The organism is Rhodobacteraceae bacterium M382, from assembly GCA_025141015.1.
In the GTDB taxonomy this organism is placed as follows: domain Bacteria; phylum Pseudomonadota; class Alphaproteobacteria; order Rhodobacterales; family Rhodobacteraceae; genus Aliisedimentitalea; species Aliisedimentitalea scapharcae.
This window is the reverse complement of the sequence record CP081098.1, coordinates 4,423,198-4,441,103: the sequence shown is the minus strand read 5'-3', so window position 1 is coordinate 4,441,103 and position 17,906 is coordinate 4,423,198. Positions and strand designations below refer to the sequence as shown.

Here is a 17,906-nt window from a genome sequence, read left to right as displayed (position 1 = left end):
CCTGGTGTCCGGATCATATTATGGGCAATTCCCGCGCGGCGCGAGTGCTGAGCAATTGCGCAGCGCCGTCGCGGACCACGATGTTTTCCTCGTGAACCATGATCCGGCCGTCACCGTAGCCCATGGACGGCTCCAGTGTCAGTACCATGTTTTCCGTTAGAACGGTTTCATCCCATGCGGCATGGGACGGCCATTCGGTCAGCTGCATGCCCAGACCGTGACCCAAACGCCCAACGTCACCATCTGCCTCACCGATCACCGACATCATCGCCCGGAACAGATCAGCGCAGGTGGCACCAGGGCGGGCTGCGGTCAGGCCCGCCTCGGTGGCGCGCCACAGGGTGTCGTAGGCATGTTTGGACGCGTCATCAGCGCGCCCGATGGCCCAGTTGCGATCAAAGTCGCAGAAATACCCGTCAAACGTGGCCCCGGTGTCCAGCATCATGATGTCGCCGGTCTGCAGGGGGCGCATAGACGGGGGGGAAATCACATCGTGATAACCGCCCTGATCTGCGCCGCCGACCAAATAGGGCACGTCATCGGCCCCCTGTGCCAGGGCCTCGCGGCGAAAGGCGCGAAATGTATCGGCAAAAGGCTGTCCAGCCTGGGCAAAGCTCTCGACCTGCGCAAAGCTGCGCGAGCCGATGGCGCAGATGTGCGCCAGCTTTTCGATCTCGGCCTCGGATTTCACCATTCGCAGATCCCGGATCAACCCGGTGCAATCGCGCACATGCAATCCTGTCAGCCCTGACATCAACCTTTCATAATCACCCAGCGGCATACGCAGCCCGGTTTCATGCCCTTTCATCACGCCCAGAGTCGCGCCGCGGTCCGCCAGCGGGGTCAGCACGTCGGTCAAAAGGGATATTCCGTCATCCTCGGGCTGGGGCGCGGCCCAGGTGCGAATGTCATCCAGCCACCCGGTGCGCATCAGTGCGGCACCGATTTCGGGAATGATGGCAATTGGTTTGCCTTCGCGTGGGACGAACAGGAACCAGGGGCGTGTCGGGCTTTGCCAGAACAGCGTATGGAAGCCGCTGAAATAGCGCACTTCCGGTTCTGATAGCAGCAGCAGGCCGTCAAAACTCTGTTCGGCCATCCGTGCCTGGGCCTTGGCAGTGCGCGCTTCGAATTCGCGGACTTCAAAACCGCGCGCGATGTCAGCCATGTTTGGTGCCTTCCATGATCTCGGCGTAGATTTCCGGGTCGGTGATGCCTTCGGACCCAATCAGAAGAACCCGCGAGCCCGCGTCCAGTCCCAGCGTGGTCTTGAGGTCCGACTTGCAGGCGGCAATCAGGGCCGCCAGGCCTGCCACTGCGCTTTCTCCGGCTTCGACGATTTTGGCCACACCTGTTGGGCGGGCCAGCATCCGCACGGTGGGGGCCACGATGCTATCTGGGATTGTCACAAAGTCGCTGGATTCCTCGGTCAGAATTTCCCACGCCATTTCCGATGGTTCCCCACAGGAAAGACCGGCCATGATGGTCTCCTGGTGTATGGAAAAATTGGTCGCCTTGCCCGCTTTGGCGCTGTCGAACAGGCAGGCGGCCAGTTCGGGTTCCACAATCACGACGCGCGGGGTATCGTCGCCCCAAACCTGACGCAGACGCGCGGCGACCGATGCGGCCAACCCGCCAACGCCGCCCTGTAGGAACACATGTGTTGGAGCCTGATCCATGGCGTCACAGGCTTCCTGTGTCATGACACCATATCCGGCCATCACGTCGCGCGGTGGTTCACTGTATCCTGGCCAGGAGGTATCGGACACCACGAACCAGCCGTTGGCTTCGGCTTCGCTCCGGGCCAGCGCGACAGATTCATCGTAATCCCCTGCGATACGGACGACGTCGGCACCCAGGTCCTGCATCGCGACTTCGCGACCCTTGCTGACTTCGGCATGGATGTAGATCCGGCACGGTGCGCCAAAGGTCTGGCAACCCCAGGCCAGGGACCGGCCGTGATTGCCATCGGTGGCAGAACACAGGGTGATTTGGGAGCAGTCGTCGGCGTATTTTCCAGCGCGGATATCGGCCAGCGCCACGTCTGTGCCGCGACGCCGCGCGATCTCACGCTGTAGCACCCGCAACGCTGCGTACGCACCGCCCAGTGCCTTGAAGCTGCCCAGCCCAAAGCGGGGGCCTTCATGCTTGTACAGGATTGCGCCCACCCCCAGATCGCTGGCCAGATCATCCAACGACACCAACGGGGTTGCGGCATAGCCTGGCCATTGGGTGATTTCGCTGATGGCCTGATCGAAATCTGACCGGCTCAACACGCGGGTTGCTGCCGTATGGCCATGTGGGTTGCCGGTGGTGTGGGTCAGTTGGGCCTGGGTGTAAACATCAGTCATATTGATCAGTCCTTGGTCTTGGGCAGGCGGTCATGCACCAATCCGGCCCAGAACTGGGCCCCGATGGGCAAAAGCGCGTCGTTGAAATCATAGTCCGAGGCATGCAGCGGCTGCGCATGTGCCCCCTGTTCGCCGTTGCCGAGCAACAGGAAGCACCCGGGAACTGCAGCGGCAAAATGGGCAAAATCTTCGGAGAAGCTCATGGCGGGGCGATTGGGCCAGGTCGGCAACCTCTGGGACTCAGCGACGCGGATGACCGCATCAGCGGGATCCTGTGCATTGATGGTTTCGATGAATTCAGTGCGGAAATCCACCTGAACCTCTACGCCATGTGCTATCGCAATACCGTTGCAGATCTGGCGCATGAATCGTTCGATGTCGGCGCGATCCTGTGGCAAACGCGCCCGAGCGTCGCCTTTGAGAAGGACCTGACCAGGCAGGACGTTGCGCTGCCCATTGGCGATGAATTCGGTGACCGACACCACGGCACCGGCTGATGGTGCAAGCTTGCGCGACACGATGGTTTGCAGCGCAGTAACCAGCTCGGCCGACACGGTAATTGCATCCACGCCAACCTGTGGCATCGAAGCATGGCCACCTTTGCCTGTGACCGTGATTTCGAACAGGCTTTCCGAGGCGCAGATCTGGCCCACACGGGTTGATATTTGACCCACAGGAGCGCCGGGCAGGTTGTGAATTGCGTAAACCTCTTCAACAGGGAACCGCTCCAGCACGCCTTCGTCGATCATCGCCATTGCGCCCAGCCCGTGTTCTTCGTTGGGCTGGAATAGAAAGACGACAGTGCCGTCAAAATCGGGGTTCTCGGCCAGCAGCTCAGCGGCCCCCAGCAGCATTGTTGTATGTCCGTCATGGCCACAGGCGTGCATCGTACCCGGCGTGGTCGAAGCATAGTCCAACCCAGTGGTCTCCAGGATCGGCAACGCATCCATATCTGCCCGCAGGCCAATCGCCCGGTTGCCAGATCCCGCCCTCAGAATGCCGACAACCCCGCGACCTTCATGGACTTCCAGTCCCAGGTCGCTCAGACGCTGGGCCACCTGTGCCTTGGTTCGGTGTTCGGAAAACCCCAATTCGGGATGGCGGTGAAAATCGTGGCGCATATCGCGCAACCGGGCGTCAAAACTCTGGTCGGGCATCGGGAAACCTTTTGAATCGTTGCGGCGAGGTTAGAAGATTTATGAGATGCAAAACGGACATTTTCGGATAATCTGTTACGAAATTCGGAACCATTGGAAAGGACCGCGAGGGCAATGGACGAAACAGATCACAAGATTCTCAAATTGGTCCAGGGCGACGCACGTTTGACCGCGGAAACCATCAGCCTTGACGTCGGGCTATCGCAGGCTGCGGTGCAAAAGCGGCTCAAGAAATTGCGCGATACCGGGGTGATCGAAAAGGAGATTGCGGTTCTGTCTCCGGCCAAGCTGGGCCGGGAAATGACGGTTATTGTCGAGGTGATCCTGGAGCGGGAAAATCTGGCGTCGTTGGAGGCGTTCAAACGTAGAATGCGCGGCGCATCATGTGTGCAGCAGTGTTATTACACCACGGGCGAGGCGGATTTCATTCTGGTTCTCGTGGTTGAAAATATCAAGGAATATGAACAGTTTACCCAAACTTATTTCTTTGAGGAATCCAATATCAGCCGGTTCAAGACCTCGATTGCCATGGACCGGGTCAAAGTTTCGTTGGATGTGTTCTGACGAGAACGCAGGATCACACAGGGTGGGACGTTTTGGGAGGCAAAAAAAGGTTGCGCATGCCGCCTTAATTCAATAATCCATGAATTATGGAAAAAGAGATTCTGAAACGCCTTACCACTTTGGGACATCCACACCGCATGGCCGTGTTCAGGTTGTTGGTGCGCAGATATCCCGATGATGTTTCAGCCGGTGATATCGGTGCGGCGCTTGGGATCAAGCCAAGCACGCTTTCAGTCTATCTGTCGGCCCTGAGAGAAATTGGGCTGATATCTCAGACCCGGCACGGCACATCTCTTTTGTACAAGGCGCAGGTGTCAGCCGTGCAACAGATCATGGATTACCTGCTGCTGGATTGTGGGCGCGGCAGGCCCGACATAGGGGGGGGGCGTGATCTTGCCCTGCCGACGGACCGCAAGCTGAATGTTCTGTTCATCTGTAGCGCAAACTCGGCGCGTTCGATTTTTGCCGAAGCGATCCTGCGTCATGAAGCGGGACAGGTGTTCAATGTCTATTCTGCGGGTGTGACCCCCGCGACCGAGCCAAACCCGATGGCCATGCGTCTGCTTCGGAACAAAGGCTATGATGTCAGTGACCTGAGGTCGCAGAATATAGACGTCTATCAGGCCAAAGATGCGCCTGAGTTGGATTTTGTGTTCACTGTATGTGACGAATCTGCAAACGAGGAATGCCCGCCCTGGTCAGGACAGCCGATCAGCGCCCATTGGGGGGTGCCGGACCCGGTCACTGCCTCCGGGTCCGAGGCCGAACGGGCGCTCGCCTTTCAGAATGCTTTTGCCATGTTGCGCCATCGGATTCAGGCCTTTGCCGCATTGCCATTTGAAACACTCGACAGATCGTCCTTGCAGTACAGGGTAGACGATCTTGCCAAAGACAAGGATTGAAAAGATGACAACCTATGCCATCAACGGAATGGGCCGGATGGGCAAGCTGGCCATTCGGCCGCTGCTGGAACGCGGTGCCAAGATTGCGTTCATCAACGACGCGATGGGTGATCCGGAAATGCACGCTTTGTTGTTGGAATTCGACACTGTGCATGGGCATTGGGATGCCGAGTTCGGCCATGACGCAGACAGCATCACAATCAATGGTGCCCGCATCCCAGTGTGCCGGACCGACAGGTTGGAGGATCTGCCGCTGGATGGTGTGGATGTGATGATAGACTGCACGGGTGCCTTCAAGACGGAAGCCAAGCTGACACCGTATTTTACCGCTGGTGTAAAAAAGGTCGTGGTTTCGGCTCCGGTAAAGGACGGTCCGACGGCGAACATCGTGATGGGGGTCAACGAAGACATCTATAACCCGGCGCAACATCGGATCGTAACCGCTGCCAGCTGTACCACCAACTGTCTGGCCCCGGTGGTCAAGGTGTTGCACGAAGGGTTAGGGATCAAACATGGGTCCATGACCACGATTCACGATGTGACCAATACGCAAACCATCGTCGATCGCCCCGCCAAGGACCTGCGCCGGGCCCGATCAGCGATGAATTCTCTGATCCCGACAACCTCCGGATCAGCCACCGCGATCATGCTGATCTTTCCGGAACTGACTGGCAAGCTGAACGGTCATGCTGTGCGGGTGCCGCTGCTGAACGCTTCGCTGACCGATTGTGTGTTCGAGGTCGAGCGCGAAACCACTGCCGAAGAAGTGAATGAGCTGTTCCGGGTGGCATCCGAAGGCGCATTGAAAGGCATTCTGGGGTATGAGACCCGGCCGCTGGTCAGTTGTGATTATGTCAATGACGCGCGTTCGACGATCATTGACGCGCCGTCGACCATGGTCGTGAACGGTACACAGGTAAAGATTTACGCCTGGTATGACAACGAATGGGGGTATGCACATCGGCTGGCAGACGTGGCCCTGATGGTAGGCGACAGCCTCTGACCCGAGAGGACAGTTTGCGCAGGGGCGACTATCTGCAAGGCCTCCGAAGTTTGTGAAAACGGATACGCAGGAGGCGAGAGGTATGGAACACAGGGCGTTCTCCCCCCTGGTTCCTCTATGGGGCGTGCAGAGGTCTGACCCTGCTTCTGCCCCTGCAACTCTTTGATTTGGAACCATGACCGAAAATAATCCCACGCCGCCTGAGGGCCTTTCGGCCTATATCGCCGTAACCGCCGCCTATTGGGCCTTCATGCTGACCGACGGCGCATTGCGCATGTTGGTCTTGCTGCATTTTCACACACTGGGCTTTTCACCGGTACAATTGGCCTATTTGTTCGTCCTGTATGAAATCGCCGGAGTCGTAACGAACCTGAGCGCCGGTTGGATCGCAGCGCGGTTTGGGTTGACCTCGACGCTCTATGCCGGGCTTGGTTTGCAGATCGCAGCGCTGCTGGCGCTGGCGCAGCTGGATCCGAAATGGGCCGTCGCAAGTTCGGTGATCTTTGTGATGTTGGTCCAGGGCGCATCGGGCGTTGCCAAAGACCTGGCCAAGATGAGCTCGAAATCCGCAGTCAAGCTGTTGGCCCCATCAGAAGGTGACGGTTTGTTTCGTTGGGTCGCTCTGCTGACCGGGTCCAAGAACGCAGTCAAAGGGTTGGGGTTTCTGCTGGGTGCCGGGCTGTTGGCGGTGGCCGGGTTTGTGCCTGGAATTCTGGCGATGGCCGCTGTTCTGGGGGTCATCCTGGTCATCGTGGTCTTGCGAATGCCGGGCGGTCTGTCGACAAGGCGCAAGGATGCCAAGTTCAAAGAGGTGTTTTCCAGAAACCCAAATGTGAACTGGCTCAGTTTTGCCCGGGTGTTCCTGTTCGGGGCGCGTGATGTGTGGTTTGTGGTCGGCATTCCAATATATTTTTATGCGGCACTGTCAGACGGGAGCGAGGCCGGCAACCGAACGACATTCTTTTTGATTGGCAGTTTCATGGCGGTGTGGATCATCCTGTACGGCGCAGTGCAGGCCGCAACGCCCCAGGTGCTGCGCGTGCGCGAACGTGGTGTTGCTGCGATGGTCCCCGAAGCTGCGCGGTGGGCAGCCATGTTGGCGATTGTCCCAGCAGCGTTGGCTGTTCTTGTGTGGTGGGCGGGGGAACCGACGCTTTGGTTGACGCTGGTACTGGTCGGCGGATTGCTGGTGTTCGGGGCGCTCTTTGCCGTGAATTCGGCGCTGCATTCGTTTTTGATCCTGGCCTTTACCAGCGACAAACGAGTCACAATGGATGTCGGGTTCTATTATATGGCGAACGCAGCTGGCCGGTTGCTGGGGACGGTGCTGTCCGGCCTGTCCTATCAACTGGGCGGGTTGCCTCTGTGTCTGGGTATAGCGGCCGCGATGGTGGGGCTCAGCAGCCTGGGTGCGCGACGGTTGGCGACCTGACCACAGACCATCATTCGATGACGTTCCGTTAGGCTGGACAGATTTTCGAAAACCCCGTCGTCTGTCGCCCTAGGGATTGGGGGCGACATGCGATTTGACTATGTCATTGTTGGCGGTGGCTCGGCGGGGTGCACGCTGGCCAGTCGGCTGAGCGAAGACCCGAAGGTTTCGGTTTGCCTGCTCGAAGCGGGTGGGCGTGGAGACGGATTGATGGTGCGCCTGCCGGCTGCAGTCATCGCGATGCTGCCGGGGCGACCCAAAATCAACAATTGGGCTTATCAGACCGTGCCACAGGCCGGGTTGAACGGGCGGTGTGGATATCAACCGCGCGGCAAGGCGCTGGGGGGCTCCAGTGCGATAAACGCGATGTTGTATGTCCGCGGGCATCGCGATGATTATGACGCCTGGGCGGATCTCGGCTGTGACGGATGGAGCTGGGATGATGTGCTGCCCTATTTTCTTAAATCGGAAAACAATGCCTGGGGCGCAGGCGACGCGCATGGTGTGACCGGGCCACTGCAGGTCAGCGATCAGAAATCCCCCCGCCCGATTTCAAAAGCTTTTGTCGAGGCCGGGCAGACTCTCCAGATCCCGTATCGCCGCGAATTCAACGCAGGTGACACAGAAGGCATCGGCCTGTTCCAGGTCACTCAGTTTCATGATCCGGCGCGCAATGGGGAACGATGTTCAGCGGCCGCGGCTTTTTTGCATCCCGTGATGAACCGGCCCAATCTGACGGTTCTGACCCGGGCCCATGCGACCCGTATCCTGTTTGATGGCAAACGCGCGACAGGTGTCGCCTATCGACACAACGGCCGAGAGGCACAAGTGGAAGCCACCGGCGAAGTGATCCTGTGTGGCGGTGCGTTCAATTCGCCACAGCTGCTGCAATTGTCCGGTGTCGGGCGGCCCGAAGATATCACGCCGCACGGAATCGACATGGTTCATGATCTGCCAGGTGTTGGGCAGAACCTGCAGGATCACCTGGATTTCATCCTGGCCTACAAGAGCAGAGACAAAGACACCTTTGGCCTGACACCAGGCGCTGGGCTGCAGATGATCCGTCACCTACTGACCTGGCGTCGCAATGGTACCGGGTTGATGGCGACCCCGTTTGCCGAAGGGGCAGCATTTTTGAAAACGTCACCCGATCTGGCACGTCCCGATATCCAGCTGCATTTCGTCATCGGAATCGTAGATGACCATGCGCGCAAGCTGCATCTGGGCCACGGGATCAGCTGTCACACCTGTGTGCTTTACCCACACTCCCGCGGGCGTGTGGGTCTAAGCTCGGCGGACCCGCAGGCATCGCCGCAAATCGACCCGAACTACTTGTCCGACCCAAGAGATCTGGACACCCTTGTCAAAGGAGTGCGCCTGTCGCGCCAGATCATGCAGGCCGCGCCGTTGGCATCCCGGTTGCACAAAGAGCTGTTCGTAAAGGGGGAACCGGACAATACTGAACTCGAATCCCATATTCGACAACGGGCCGATACGATCTATCATCCTGTCGGAACCTGCAAAATGGGGCGCGACGACATGGCCGTTGTCGATCCTGAATTGCGGGTGCGTGGAATGGATGGGCTGCGCGTGGTTGATGCGTCAGTCATGCCTCGCCTGGTCGGGGGAAATACAAATGCGCCGACGATCATGATTGCCGAAAAGGCAGCAGACCTGATCCGGGGAACCTGACTTGGTAGAAACCAGGCGCACAAAAACAAAGGGGAGAGACAATACATGCTTGGCAAGATGATGCACAAACAGCTGACGATCAGTTCGCTATTGGAACATGCCGGTCGCTATCATGGAGATACGACGGTGACGTCGGTCGAAACATCTGGTGAAACGGTCCACTCCAACTGGGGCGAAGTCGAAGCGAATGCGCGTAAATTGGCGTCGGCGCTGAAACGACTGGGGTTAGCGCAGCAGGATTGTGCAGCGACGATTGCCTGGAACAATCGGCGCCATCTGGAAATCTATTTTGGCGTCGCTGGCGGCGGCTTCATTTGTCACACGATCAATCCACGCCTGTTTCCCGAACAGCTGATTTACATCATCAATCATGCCGAAGATAAGGTGTTGTTTATTGACGCGACCTTTGTTCCAGCGGTGGCCAAGCTCAGGCCGCATTTACCCAATCTGCGTCATGTGATCCTGATGGGGGCACGGGATGATACAGCGGCCCAGCAGATCGACGGGTTATTGTTTTACGATGAACTGCTTGCGGGCGAGCCTGATGATTGCATCTGGCCCGAGATTGACGAAAATCTGCCGTCCAGCCTGTGTTATACGTCTGGCACAACAGGCCACCCCAAAGGCGTGCAATACACCCACCGAACCAATGTCCTGCATACATTGGGCGGCAACCAACCTGATGGCTTGGGGCTGGCTGCGCGCGACACCGTGATGATGGTTGTGCCGATGTTCCACGCCAATGCCTGGGGTGCACCCTATGTTGCGGCAGCTGTCGGCTGCAAAGTTGTCCTGCCGGGTCCGCATCTGGATGGGGTCAGCCTGGCAAATCTGATCGATTCCGAACAGGTTACTGTGTCGCTGGGTGTTCCGACCATCTGGATGGGACTTCTACAGGGACTGGAGGAGACCGGGTCCAAGGCCGAAAGCCTGGAACGCACGATTGTCGGTGGTTCCGCGTTGCCGACCGTGATGATTCCGACCTTCCGCGACAAATACGGGGTCGAGCTGATCCACGCCTGGGGAATGACGGAAACCAGCCCGTTGGGCACATTGAACCAGTTGCTGCAGAAACACGATGATCTGAGCGTGGCGGAACGGAGCGCGATCCGCGAAGGTCAGGGACGTCCGCCCTATGGAGTCGAGCTGCGACTGGTGGATGATGCCGGTACAACCCTGCCGGAAGATGGCGAAACCCAGGGCAATCTACAGATCCGGGGTCATTGGATTGTCGATACCTATTTCAAGTCCGAAAACAGCGCTTTGACTGATGATGGCTGGTTTGACACGGGCGATGTGGCCACGATTGACGCCGATGGGTATCTGATTATCCGTGATCGGTCCAAGGACATCATCAAGTCCGGAGGTGAATGGATATCGACCGTTGAATTGGAAGACATCGCCGTTGGCCACCCCAAGATCGCCAACGCGGCCGCGATTGCTGCAAAACACCCGAAATGGGACGAACGCCCTGTGATTATTGCGGTCAAGGCGGCCGGAGAAGAGGTCAGTGAGGCAGAGGTTCTTGCCATATATGACGGGAAAGTCGCCAGTTGGCAGGTTCCGGACAAGGTGATTTTTGTGTCCGAACTACCGCTTGGGGGGACCGGAAAAGTGCTCAAGAACAAGTTGCGCGAACAGTTCGGGGATGTTCTGGTCAAAGCGTGATCAAACGGTGCGGATTGGTTCCGTTCGGCTGATGCCTGTCCGCGCCGCCCCTTAGTTTCTGACAAGTTTATCTGTTAAGCCCTGTTTAACATCACCGCTGATATCCCTGATCCTGGGTGAATATAAAGGTGGTGGAGTATGAGCGCGCAAAGCAATGCGGCGCCCATCATCATCAAGAGGAAAAAGGTCAGTGGTGGCGATGGTCACCATGGTGGCGCGTGGAAAGTCGCTTATGCGGACTTTGTGACGGCCATGATGGCATTCTTCATGTTGATGTGGCTGTTGAACGCAACGACGGAAAAACAAAGAAAAGGTCTGGCGGACTATTTTTCGCCGGACATACCGATCAGTCGAACATCGGCAGGCGGGGACGGTGCCTTTGGTGGAACCAGCCCGTTTGCTGAGGACATCCAGACCCAGATGGGGACCGGGGCGTCCGATCGCAATCCAACAGTGTCGAACCAATCTCAGGGGCAGTTTGGCGTGTTGCGCGAGGGGCAGGAACTCGCGCTTGAAAAGGACCTCAAGACCATTGAAGAGGCCCTGCAGGGGCGCGGAGGCGAAAGCCTGATCAGCACCGAGATGGCCAAACACATTGTGACGCGTGTGACGGACGAAGGGTTGATTATCGAATTGTTTGACACCGATGATGCCCGGCTGTTCCACAAGGATACCTCCAGGCCGACTGAGTTGTATCAGTCGCTGACGCGTGTGGTTGCGCAATTGTCGCAAAGGGTGACCAATGCAATTGCGGTCAATGGTTTCACGCAATCCCATCCTGTGGTTCTCGCAGAAAATCCGGTTTGGGCATTGTCTACTACCAGGGCTGGGAAGACCCGTGAGCTTCTCGAATCTAACGGGGTCCAGCCGCGAAGAATTCATCGGGTGACGGGACATGCTGATCGCAAGCCCGCAGTGAACAACCCGATGGCGACCCGGAACAATCGTATCGAAATCACTTTGTTACGCAATTGAATCAGTGCTTTGGCGCTGGCAATTACAAAGGATTTTATCTGTTAGCTCCGTATTAAGCGGTCGCACGCTAGCTGTTGCATCAAGATTTAATGATGCAGCAGAAAGGCGTGTCCATGACCATTTCTTCTTCGCTGAACGCGGGTATTTCGGGCTTGTCCGCAAATGCTTCCCGATTGGCTTCGATTTCAGACAATATCGCGAATTCGTCAACCTATGGGTACAAACGCGTTCAGACAGATTTCCATTCACTTGTCATGTCATCCAGCGGCGGGTCGTATTCTGCCGGCGGGACCCGTGCAACGACACAGCGACTGATCAGCGAAAGCGGGTCGTTGGTGTCCACGTCGAATGCCACCGATTTGGCGGTTCGTGGACGTGGGTTGCTGCCTGTCGCGACGTTGAGCGACGTCAACAGCGGGAATGGATCCCCCCAGATGTTGCTGACCACAACCGGATCGTTTCGAACCAATTCCGACGGGTTTCTGACTTCGGAATCCGGTCTGGTGCTGATGGGGTGGCCTGCGCAGGCCGATGGAACCATTCCGCCGTTTCCACGGGACACGTCAGATGGGTTGGAACCCATTCAGATCAACGTGAACCAGTTTTCGGGCGAGCCCACGACACGCATGACTTTGGGAGTGAACCTGCCAGCAACTGATACCGAAGCGGGTTCCGCGGGAGTGGCGCAGGAGCTATCGGTCGAGTATTTTGACAACCTGGGCCGATCCGAGAACATTCAAGTCGAATTTGCGCCAACGATTCCCGCGACGGGTTCGTCCAATACCTGGACTATGACTTTGCGCGATACGGCATCGCCAGGCACCGTTGTCGGTGAATATACACTGACGTTTGATGACTCCCGAACTTCGGGTGGGACATTGGCGTCGGTCACGACGGTCTCGGGCGGGGCCTATGATGCGACCTCTGGGACCATGTTGGTCAACGTCGCGGGTGGACCGATGGAGATCAACATTGGTCAGATCGGGGAAAGTGACGGGATCACCCAACTGTCCGACAGCTTTGCACCAGTTTCCATCACCAAGGATGGGTCGCCAGTGGGCAACATGATTGGTGTCGAAGTGGACGCCAACGGGTTTGTGCACGCCAATTTTGACACAGGCATAACCCGGACGATCTACAAGGTGCCCCTAATCGACATGCCCAATCCCAACGGGATGGTGGCGTTGGATCAGCAGACCTATATGCCATCGACCGACAGCGGGACATTCTTCCTTTGGGACGCGGGTGAAGGACCGACCGGGGATATCGTATCCTACGCACGCGAAGAGTCTGCCGTCGATGTCGCGGGGGAACTGACCGCCATGATCCAGACACAGCGGGCCTATTCCTCGAACGCGAAGGTCATTCAGACCGTCGATGAAATGCTGCAGGAAACCACCAATATCAAGCGGTAATCGGGTTCGCGCCTGATTTCGGGGAGGGCTCGGGATGAGTATCACATCGACATACAATACTGCGTTGAGCGGTCTTTCAGCCGCGCGTCGGTCTGCATTGACCATCTCCGACAATTTGGCCAATGCGTTGACGCCGGGGTATGCGCGGCGAACAACCGAACTGGTGTCGCAGGGCGATTTGTTCCCCGGCGTTCGCGTCGCCGGGGTGGTGCGCAATGTTGATCCCGCCGTCGTATCGTCCCGAAGGGGTGCTGAAGCGGAACTTGGCGGCGCGACGGCACAGGCACAGTTCTTTGACCGGATGGCAACATTGGTCGGAGACCCGACATCTGCGACCTCCATCGGCAGCCGCCTTGCTGCTTTCGATGGGGCGCTCATCGAAGCGGCGTCACTGCCACATTCACCGCAACGCCTGGATCAGGCAGTCGCGCAGGCACATGATCTCGCTTCGTCTCTTTCGGATGCAGCCGAGGGGTTGCGCAATATGCGTACACAGGCTGACCAATCCATCGCAACCCAAGTGGACAAGTTGAACACAGCCCTTGCCGAAGTTCAGAAGCTGAACGTTCGAATTACGGCCGCGCAATCCGGTGGAAATGATGCCGCGGCATTGATGGATCAACGCGACATGTTGATTGATAACATCAACGTCATGGTTCCTGTCAAAGTGGTTGCCCGAGATTTTGGCCAGGTTGCATTGTATTCGGATGGAGGGGCCATCCTGTTGGATGGTCAAGCCGCCGAGTTAAAGTTCACCGCGACGCGGGATACGATGCCGCATATGTCGGTCGACAACGGGTTGTTGTCTGGTCTGGAAATCAATGAACGCCCTGTTCGTACCGACAATATGCGCGGAGCAATTCGCGGGGGTACTCTGGCTGCTCAATTCGAAATTCGAGATGAGTTGGCAGTGTCGGCTCAGGACGCTTTGGACGCGGCGGCCCGGGATTTGGTCGAACGTTTCCAGGACGCAGCGCTGGATTCCACCGTTTCGGTCGGGGCAGCGGGTTTGTTTTCAGATGATGGAGCGGCGTTTGATCCTGCAAACGAGGTTGGGATTTCCAATCGGATTTCGGTGAATGCGGCTGTGGATCCGGCACAAGGCGGAGAAAGCTGGCGCCTGCGCGCGGGTTTGGGCGCGAGCGACCCGGGAGATCCAGGTGAGGCACGGTTGCTTCAGGCGTTTGGTGCTGCTCTGGATGCGCCTCGTCTCATGGGGTCCATGCTGTTGGGGCCAGGTTCCATGAGCGCAGACGCTGTGGCGAACAGTTTGCTCTCTCATTTTGCTTCGTTGGATGGCCGTGCAGAACAGTCGCTCGGGTATGCCTCTGTTCTGCTGACTGAAACCCAACGGATAGAACAGGAGCAGGGCGTGGATACGGACGCCGAACTGCAGAACCTGATGTTGGTCGAAAAGGCTTACGCCGCCAACGCACGGATGTTGCAAACCGTAGATGAACTGATGGAAACTTTGCTGAGGCTGTAACCAATGAACATGACTTCAATAGGCGATCTTGCACACAGTCTGATGTTGCGTACGCAAAGCACCAGCCTCAAGGCACAGATATCAACACTGACCGAAGAACTGGCGACTGGGCAGATCACAGATGCCGGTTCTCGAACGGGGGGCGATTTTTCGTATCTGTCCGATATCGAACGGAACGTATCTCTGCTCAACAGCTATGGGCTTGCGGCGTCCGAAGCGGCGCTGTTTACCGGGGCTGCACAACAGCATCTGGAACAGCTACAGGATCTGATGTCCGGGTTTTCAGCGACGTTGGCAACCACCAGACAAAGCACGCAACCTTCGGCACGAGAACATGCGGCGCTTGAGGCCAAGTCTGGCCTGGACAAGGCAATTGCCACATTGAACGGGTCAATCGGTGGTCGTCGGTTGTTTTCGGGGACGGCAACGGATCAACCGCCCTTGCAGGATACCGAAACCCTGTTGGCTGAGCTGAAAGCCGAGGTCGCCGGTCTGACCACAACGACGGATATCCGCCAGGCTGTGAAGGATTGGTTTTCCGACCCAAGCGGATTTGATGCCATGATGTATCAAGGGTCGGATCAACCGTTGGCTGCCATGCAGATCGGGGCCAATGAAAGCGTCACAATGTCGATCAAAGCGGATGACGCCGAGTTTCGCGAGATCTTGCAGACTTTGGTATTGCCGGTGTTAGCAATGGAAGCCGACTTGGGGTTTTCCAGTTCGGTCCAGACTGGTCTGATCCACAGCGCGCTAGATGATTCCATGAACAGCGAAGGCCACATAACAGCAGTCCGGGCTGATCTAGGATTTGCAGAGGCGCGGATCGAAGAGGTAAACACCAGAAATACAGCCGCACAGACCAGCCTGGAATTTGCACGCAATCAGCTCCTGGCAGCGGACCCCTACGAGACAGCCGTCAAATTGCAGGAAACTCAATTTCAGCTCGAAAGCCTCTATTCTGTTACGGCGCGCTCGTCCCGTCTGTCATTGTTGAGCTATTTGTGATGAAATTTCTTAGCATCTTCGTATTCTTGTTGGTCGCGCCGGCGTTCCTGTATGCGGCTCCGATCCGGCTCAAGGATCTTGTGGAATTTGATGGCGTCCGGGGCAACGATCTGGTGGGATACGGGTTGGTCGTCGGGTTGAACGGAACCGGGGACGGGCTGCGGAATGCGCCCTTTACCGAAGAAATCATGTCCAACATTCTGGAACGTCTTGGTGTCAATGTGACGGGCGAACAGTTCCGGCCGAAAAATGTGGCTGCTGTTTTTGTCACCGCCACGCTGCCTCCTTTTTCCAGAGTGGGTGGTCAGATTGACGTTACGGTTTCTGCGATCGGGGATTCAAAGAGTTTGTTGGGCGGCACATTGATCATGACGCCATTGAATGCGGCAGACGGTCAAATATACGCGGTCGCCCAGGGAACAATTCTTGCCGGTGGCGCCGTGGCAGAAGGGGATGCTGCGACGATTACCCAGGGTGTACCTACCGCCGGGGTGATCCCGTCTGGTGCACGGGTGGAACGTGAAATCGAATTTGACCTTTCGTCTCTGACCACACTGCGATTGGCGCTTCGTGATCCGGATTTTACCACCGCTGGACGCATTGAACGTGCGGTCAATGGTGAGTTCGGCCGGAGCATTGCCATTATGCGGGATTCCGGGACGGTCGAATTGGATATCAATGCCACTCGGGAAATTTCTCCGGCGCATGCCATCGGGAGGATCGAGAACATCCTGGTTCAGCCAGAGCGGAAAGCCAGAGTTGTGGTTGATCAACGATCCGGCACGATTGTCATGGGCGCAGATGTACAATTGTCGCGGGTGGCAGTCTCTCAAGGAAACCTGACATTGCGGGTCGAAGAAGCGCCAGTCGTCGTACAGCCCAATCCGTTTGCGGAAGGACGAACCGTTGTCGTGCCGAGAACCGGTGTCGCGCTTGATGAGGAAGAAGGAATCGCTTTGGCAGAAGTTCCAGAAAGCACCAGCCTGTCGCAGGTTGTCTCCGGATTGAACGCCTTGGGGGTATCTCCGCGAGACATGATCGACATCCTGAAGAGCTTGAAAGCTGCAGGTGCGTTGCATGCCGAGTTTATAGTTCGGTAAGGCATGCCATGAATTCGGTCTTGTAGATGCACGAATTGACAGGCCAGTTGGGGTGCAGCTCAGGGACGCCGATTTGAGGAAGGGCCCACCGGGGAGCGGCCGGTGATCGCCTGTCACAGTCGGGCAGGATGTCGTCGGGTCCAAAGTTTGGGCTGACGGGTCTAACCGGATGACAGGCTTCGGAGCCCCAAACGCGGGCCGCCGATGGATTGCGACAAGGATTCTGCGGCATCCCGCACCCGAGCACCAAAATCCGCGATCATGGGCTTGGTGACCCGGTGTGTGGGTCCCGAGACCGATATCCCAGCCACAGCCTCACCATAGACATTCAATATGGGGGCCGCGATGCATCGCATGCCTTCGGTGCGCTCTTCATCATCTACGGCATACCCGCGGGATCGGATGTCCGACAAGTCCCGGCGCAAGGCATGTTCTGTGGTCAGAGTATGAGGCGTGAAATTGGACAAGCCACGTTTAACGAGTGAATCAATGCGGTTTTCGGGAGCGCAAGCCAAGAGCGCCTTGCCAATCCCGGAGGCATGGAGCGGAGATAATGTGCCCGGCGGGAAAAAGGCCCGGATCGAAAAGTGGGTCTCGACTTGGGAAAGGAACAAGACTTCGCTGCCTTTTTCTATCCCCAAATTCGCGGTTTCACCTGTCTCCTCCATCAGCGCGCGCATCACGGGGCGGGCCCGTTCTACAACGCTGGTTTTGCGCAGGAATGCAGATCCCAGTCGAAAGGTTGTAGCCCCAATATGCCACGTCTGGTCACCGGCATCCATTTCGGCGGCACCGCGCAATTCCAAAGTGGTCAGGATGCGATAGATCGTTGCAGGCGACTGATCCAACGCGGTGGCTATTTCTGTCAACGTCTGTCCGTTGCCATGGGCCAGTTGTTCAAGCACATCCAGCGCCCGATCCAGGGATTGGATGCGGTTTTTTTCAGATTGATCATGAAACGCCTTGGGGCGCCCGCGTTGGCGGCTAGAAGAGGACATGAACACATCTTTCGGTTCTGAACTACAATGGTGAACATTGTCATGAAATATTTTTTCTATCAATGAAAAAATGTAAATCTTAGAAAATAAACAGTTAAATGCAAAATTACATATTATGAAAATCTTTTTCAAAAAAATTGCCACTGTGAAGTCTA

At 57.1% G+C, this 17,906-nt stretch carries 15 protein-coding genes; 11 read left to right on the top strand and 4 right to left on the bottom strand.

The annotated features are described in order from the left end of the window. Nucleotides 1–13 precede the first annotated feature (13 nt). Genes K3727_20580 through K3727_20570 form a run of 3 tightly spaced genes read right to left on the bottom strand, consistent with a single transcriptional unit; the run spans nucleotide 14 to nucleotide 3,472 of the window. Nucleotides 14–1,168 carry a Xaa-Pro peptidase family protein gene (locus K3727_20580; protein ID UWQ91105.1) on the bottom strand — a complete coding sequence of 385 codons (1,155 nt, stop codon included), beginning with the start codon at nucleotides 1,166–1,168 and terminating at the stop codon, nucleotides 14–16. Then, nucleotides 1,161–2,351, bottom strand: coding sequence for a diaminopropionate ammonia-lyase (locus tag K3727_20575; GenBank protein ID UWQ91104.1), 1,191 nt, complete (start codon nucleotides 2,349–2,351; stop codon nucleotides 1,161–1,163). Before K3727_20575 ends, K3727_20580 begins: the two co-directional genes overlap by 8 nt. Before the next feature lie 5 nt (nucleotides 2,352–2,356). Next, entirely contained in the window at nucleotides 2,357–3,472 is a 1,116-nt protein-coding gene (locus K3727_20570) for an amidohydrolase (GenBank protein ID UWQ93477.1), read from the bottom strand. 150 nt (nucleotides 3,473–3,622) lie between these two features. On the opposite strand from K3727_20570, the gene K3727_20565 reads away from it, so the two are divergent. From K3727_20565 to K3727_20515, 11 genes are all read left to right on the top strand, one after another. Next, nucleotides 3,623–4,072 (top strand): Lrp/AsnC family transcriptional regulator, encoded by a 450-nt coding sequence (locus K3727_20565; GenBank protein ID UWQ91103.1) that lies wholly within the window; start codon nucleotides 3,623–3,625, stop codon nucleotides 4,070–4,072. An 86-nt stretch (nucleotides 4,073–4,158) separates the two neighbouring features. Then, nucleotides 4,159–4,974, top strand: coding sequence for a helix-turn-helix domain-containing protein (locus tag K3727_20560; protein ID UWQ91102.1), 816 nt, complete (start codon nucleotides 4,159–4,161; stop codon nucleotides 4,972–4,974). A gap of 4 nt (nucleotides 4,975–4,978) precedes the next feature. Beyond that, entirely contained in the window at nucleotides 4,979–5,977 is a 999-nt protein-coding gene (locus tag K3727_20555; GenBank protein ID UWQ91101.1) for an ArsJ-associated glyceraldehyde-3-phosphate dehydrogenase, read from the top strand. 175 nt (nucleotides 5,978–6,152) lie between these two features. Continuing rightward, on the top strand, nucleotides 6,153–7,409 hold the full coding sequence (gene arsJ, locus K3727_20550) for an organoarsenical effux MFS transporter ArsJ (GenBank protein UWQ91100.1): 1,257 nt from the start codon (nucleotides 6,153–6,155) through the stop codon (nucleotides 7,407–7,409). A gap of 87 nt (nucleotides 7,410–7,496) precedes the next feature. Beyond that, nucleotides 7,497–9,101, top strand: coding sequence for a GMC family oxidoreductase N-terminal domain-containing protein (locus K3727_20545; GenBank protein UWQ91099.1), 1,605 nt, complete (start codon nucleotides 7,497–7,499; stop codon nucleotides 9,099–9,101). 45 nt (nucleotides 9,102–9,146) lie between these two features. Next, on the top strand, nucleotides 9,147–10,769 hold the full coding sequence (locus tag K3727_20540; GenBank protein UWQ91098.1) for a long-chain-fatty-acid--CoA ligase: 1,623 nt from the start codon (nucleotides 9,147–9,149) through the stop codon (nucleotides 10,767–10,769). Between the two features lie 138 nt (nucleotides 10,770–10,907). Next, nucleotides 10,908–11,744, top strand: a complete 837-nt coding sequence (locus tag K3727_20535; protein ID UWQ91097.1) for an OmpA family protein — start codon at nucleotides 10,908–10,910, stop codon at nucleotides 11,742–11,744. Nucleotides 11,745–11,836: 92 nt separating this feature from the next. Beyond that, complete coding sequence (locus tag K3727_20530) at nucleotides 11,837–13,159, top strand: flagellar hook-basal body complex protein (GenBank protein ID UWQ93476.1); 1,323 nt, start codon at nucleotides 11,837–11,839, stop codon at nucleotides 13,157–13,159. 34 nt (nucleotides 13,160–13,193) lie between these two features. Then, nucleotides 13,194–14,645 carry a flagellar hook-associated protein FlgK gene (flgK, locus tag K3727_20525; protein ID UWQ91096.1) on the top strand — a complete coding sequence of 484 codons (1,452 nt, stop codon included), beginning with the start codon at nucleotides 13,194–13,196 and terminating at the stop codon, nucleotides 14,643–14,645. Nucleotides 14,646–14,687: 42 nt separating this feature from the next. Then, nucleotides 14,688–15,653, top strand: coding sequence for a flagellar biosynthesis protein FlgL (locus K3727_20520; protein ID UWQ91095.1), 966 nt, complete (start codon nucleotides 14,688–14,690; stop codon nucleotides 15,651–15,653). Beyond that, nucleotides 15,653–16,753 carry a flagellar basal body P-ring protein FlgI gene (locus tag K3727_20515; GenBank protein UWQ91094.1) on the top strand — a complete coding sequence of 367 codons (1,101 nt, stop codon included), beginning with the start codon at nucleotides 15,653–15,655 and terminating at the stop codon, nucleotides 16,751–16,753. The genes K3727_20520 and K3727_20515 overlap by 1 nt, the downstream gene beginning before the upstream one ends. A 161-nt stretch (nucleotides 16,754–16,914) precedes the next feature. On the opposite strand, the gene K3727_20510 is transcribed toward K3727_20515, so the two are convergent. Continuing rightward, the gene (locus K3727_20510) at nucleotides 16,915–17,751 is read right to left on the bottom strand and encodes an IclR family transcriptional regulator (protein UWQ91093.1); all 837 of its coding nucleotides are present in this window, start codon (nucleotides 17,749–17,751) and stop codon (nucleotides 16,915–16,917) included. Nucleotides 17,752–17,906: the final 155 nt, after the last annotated feature.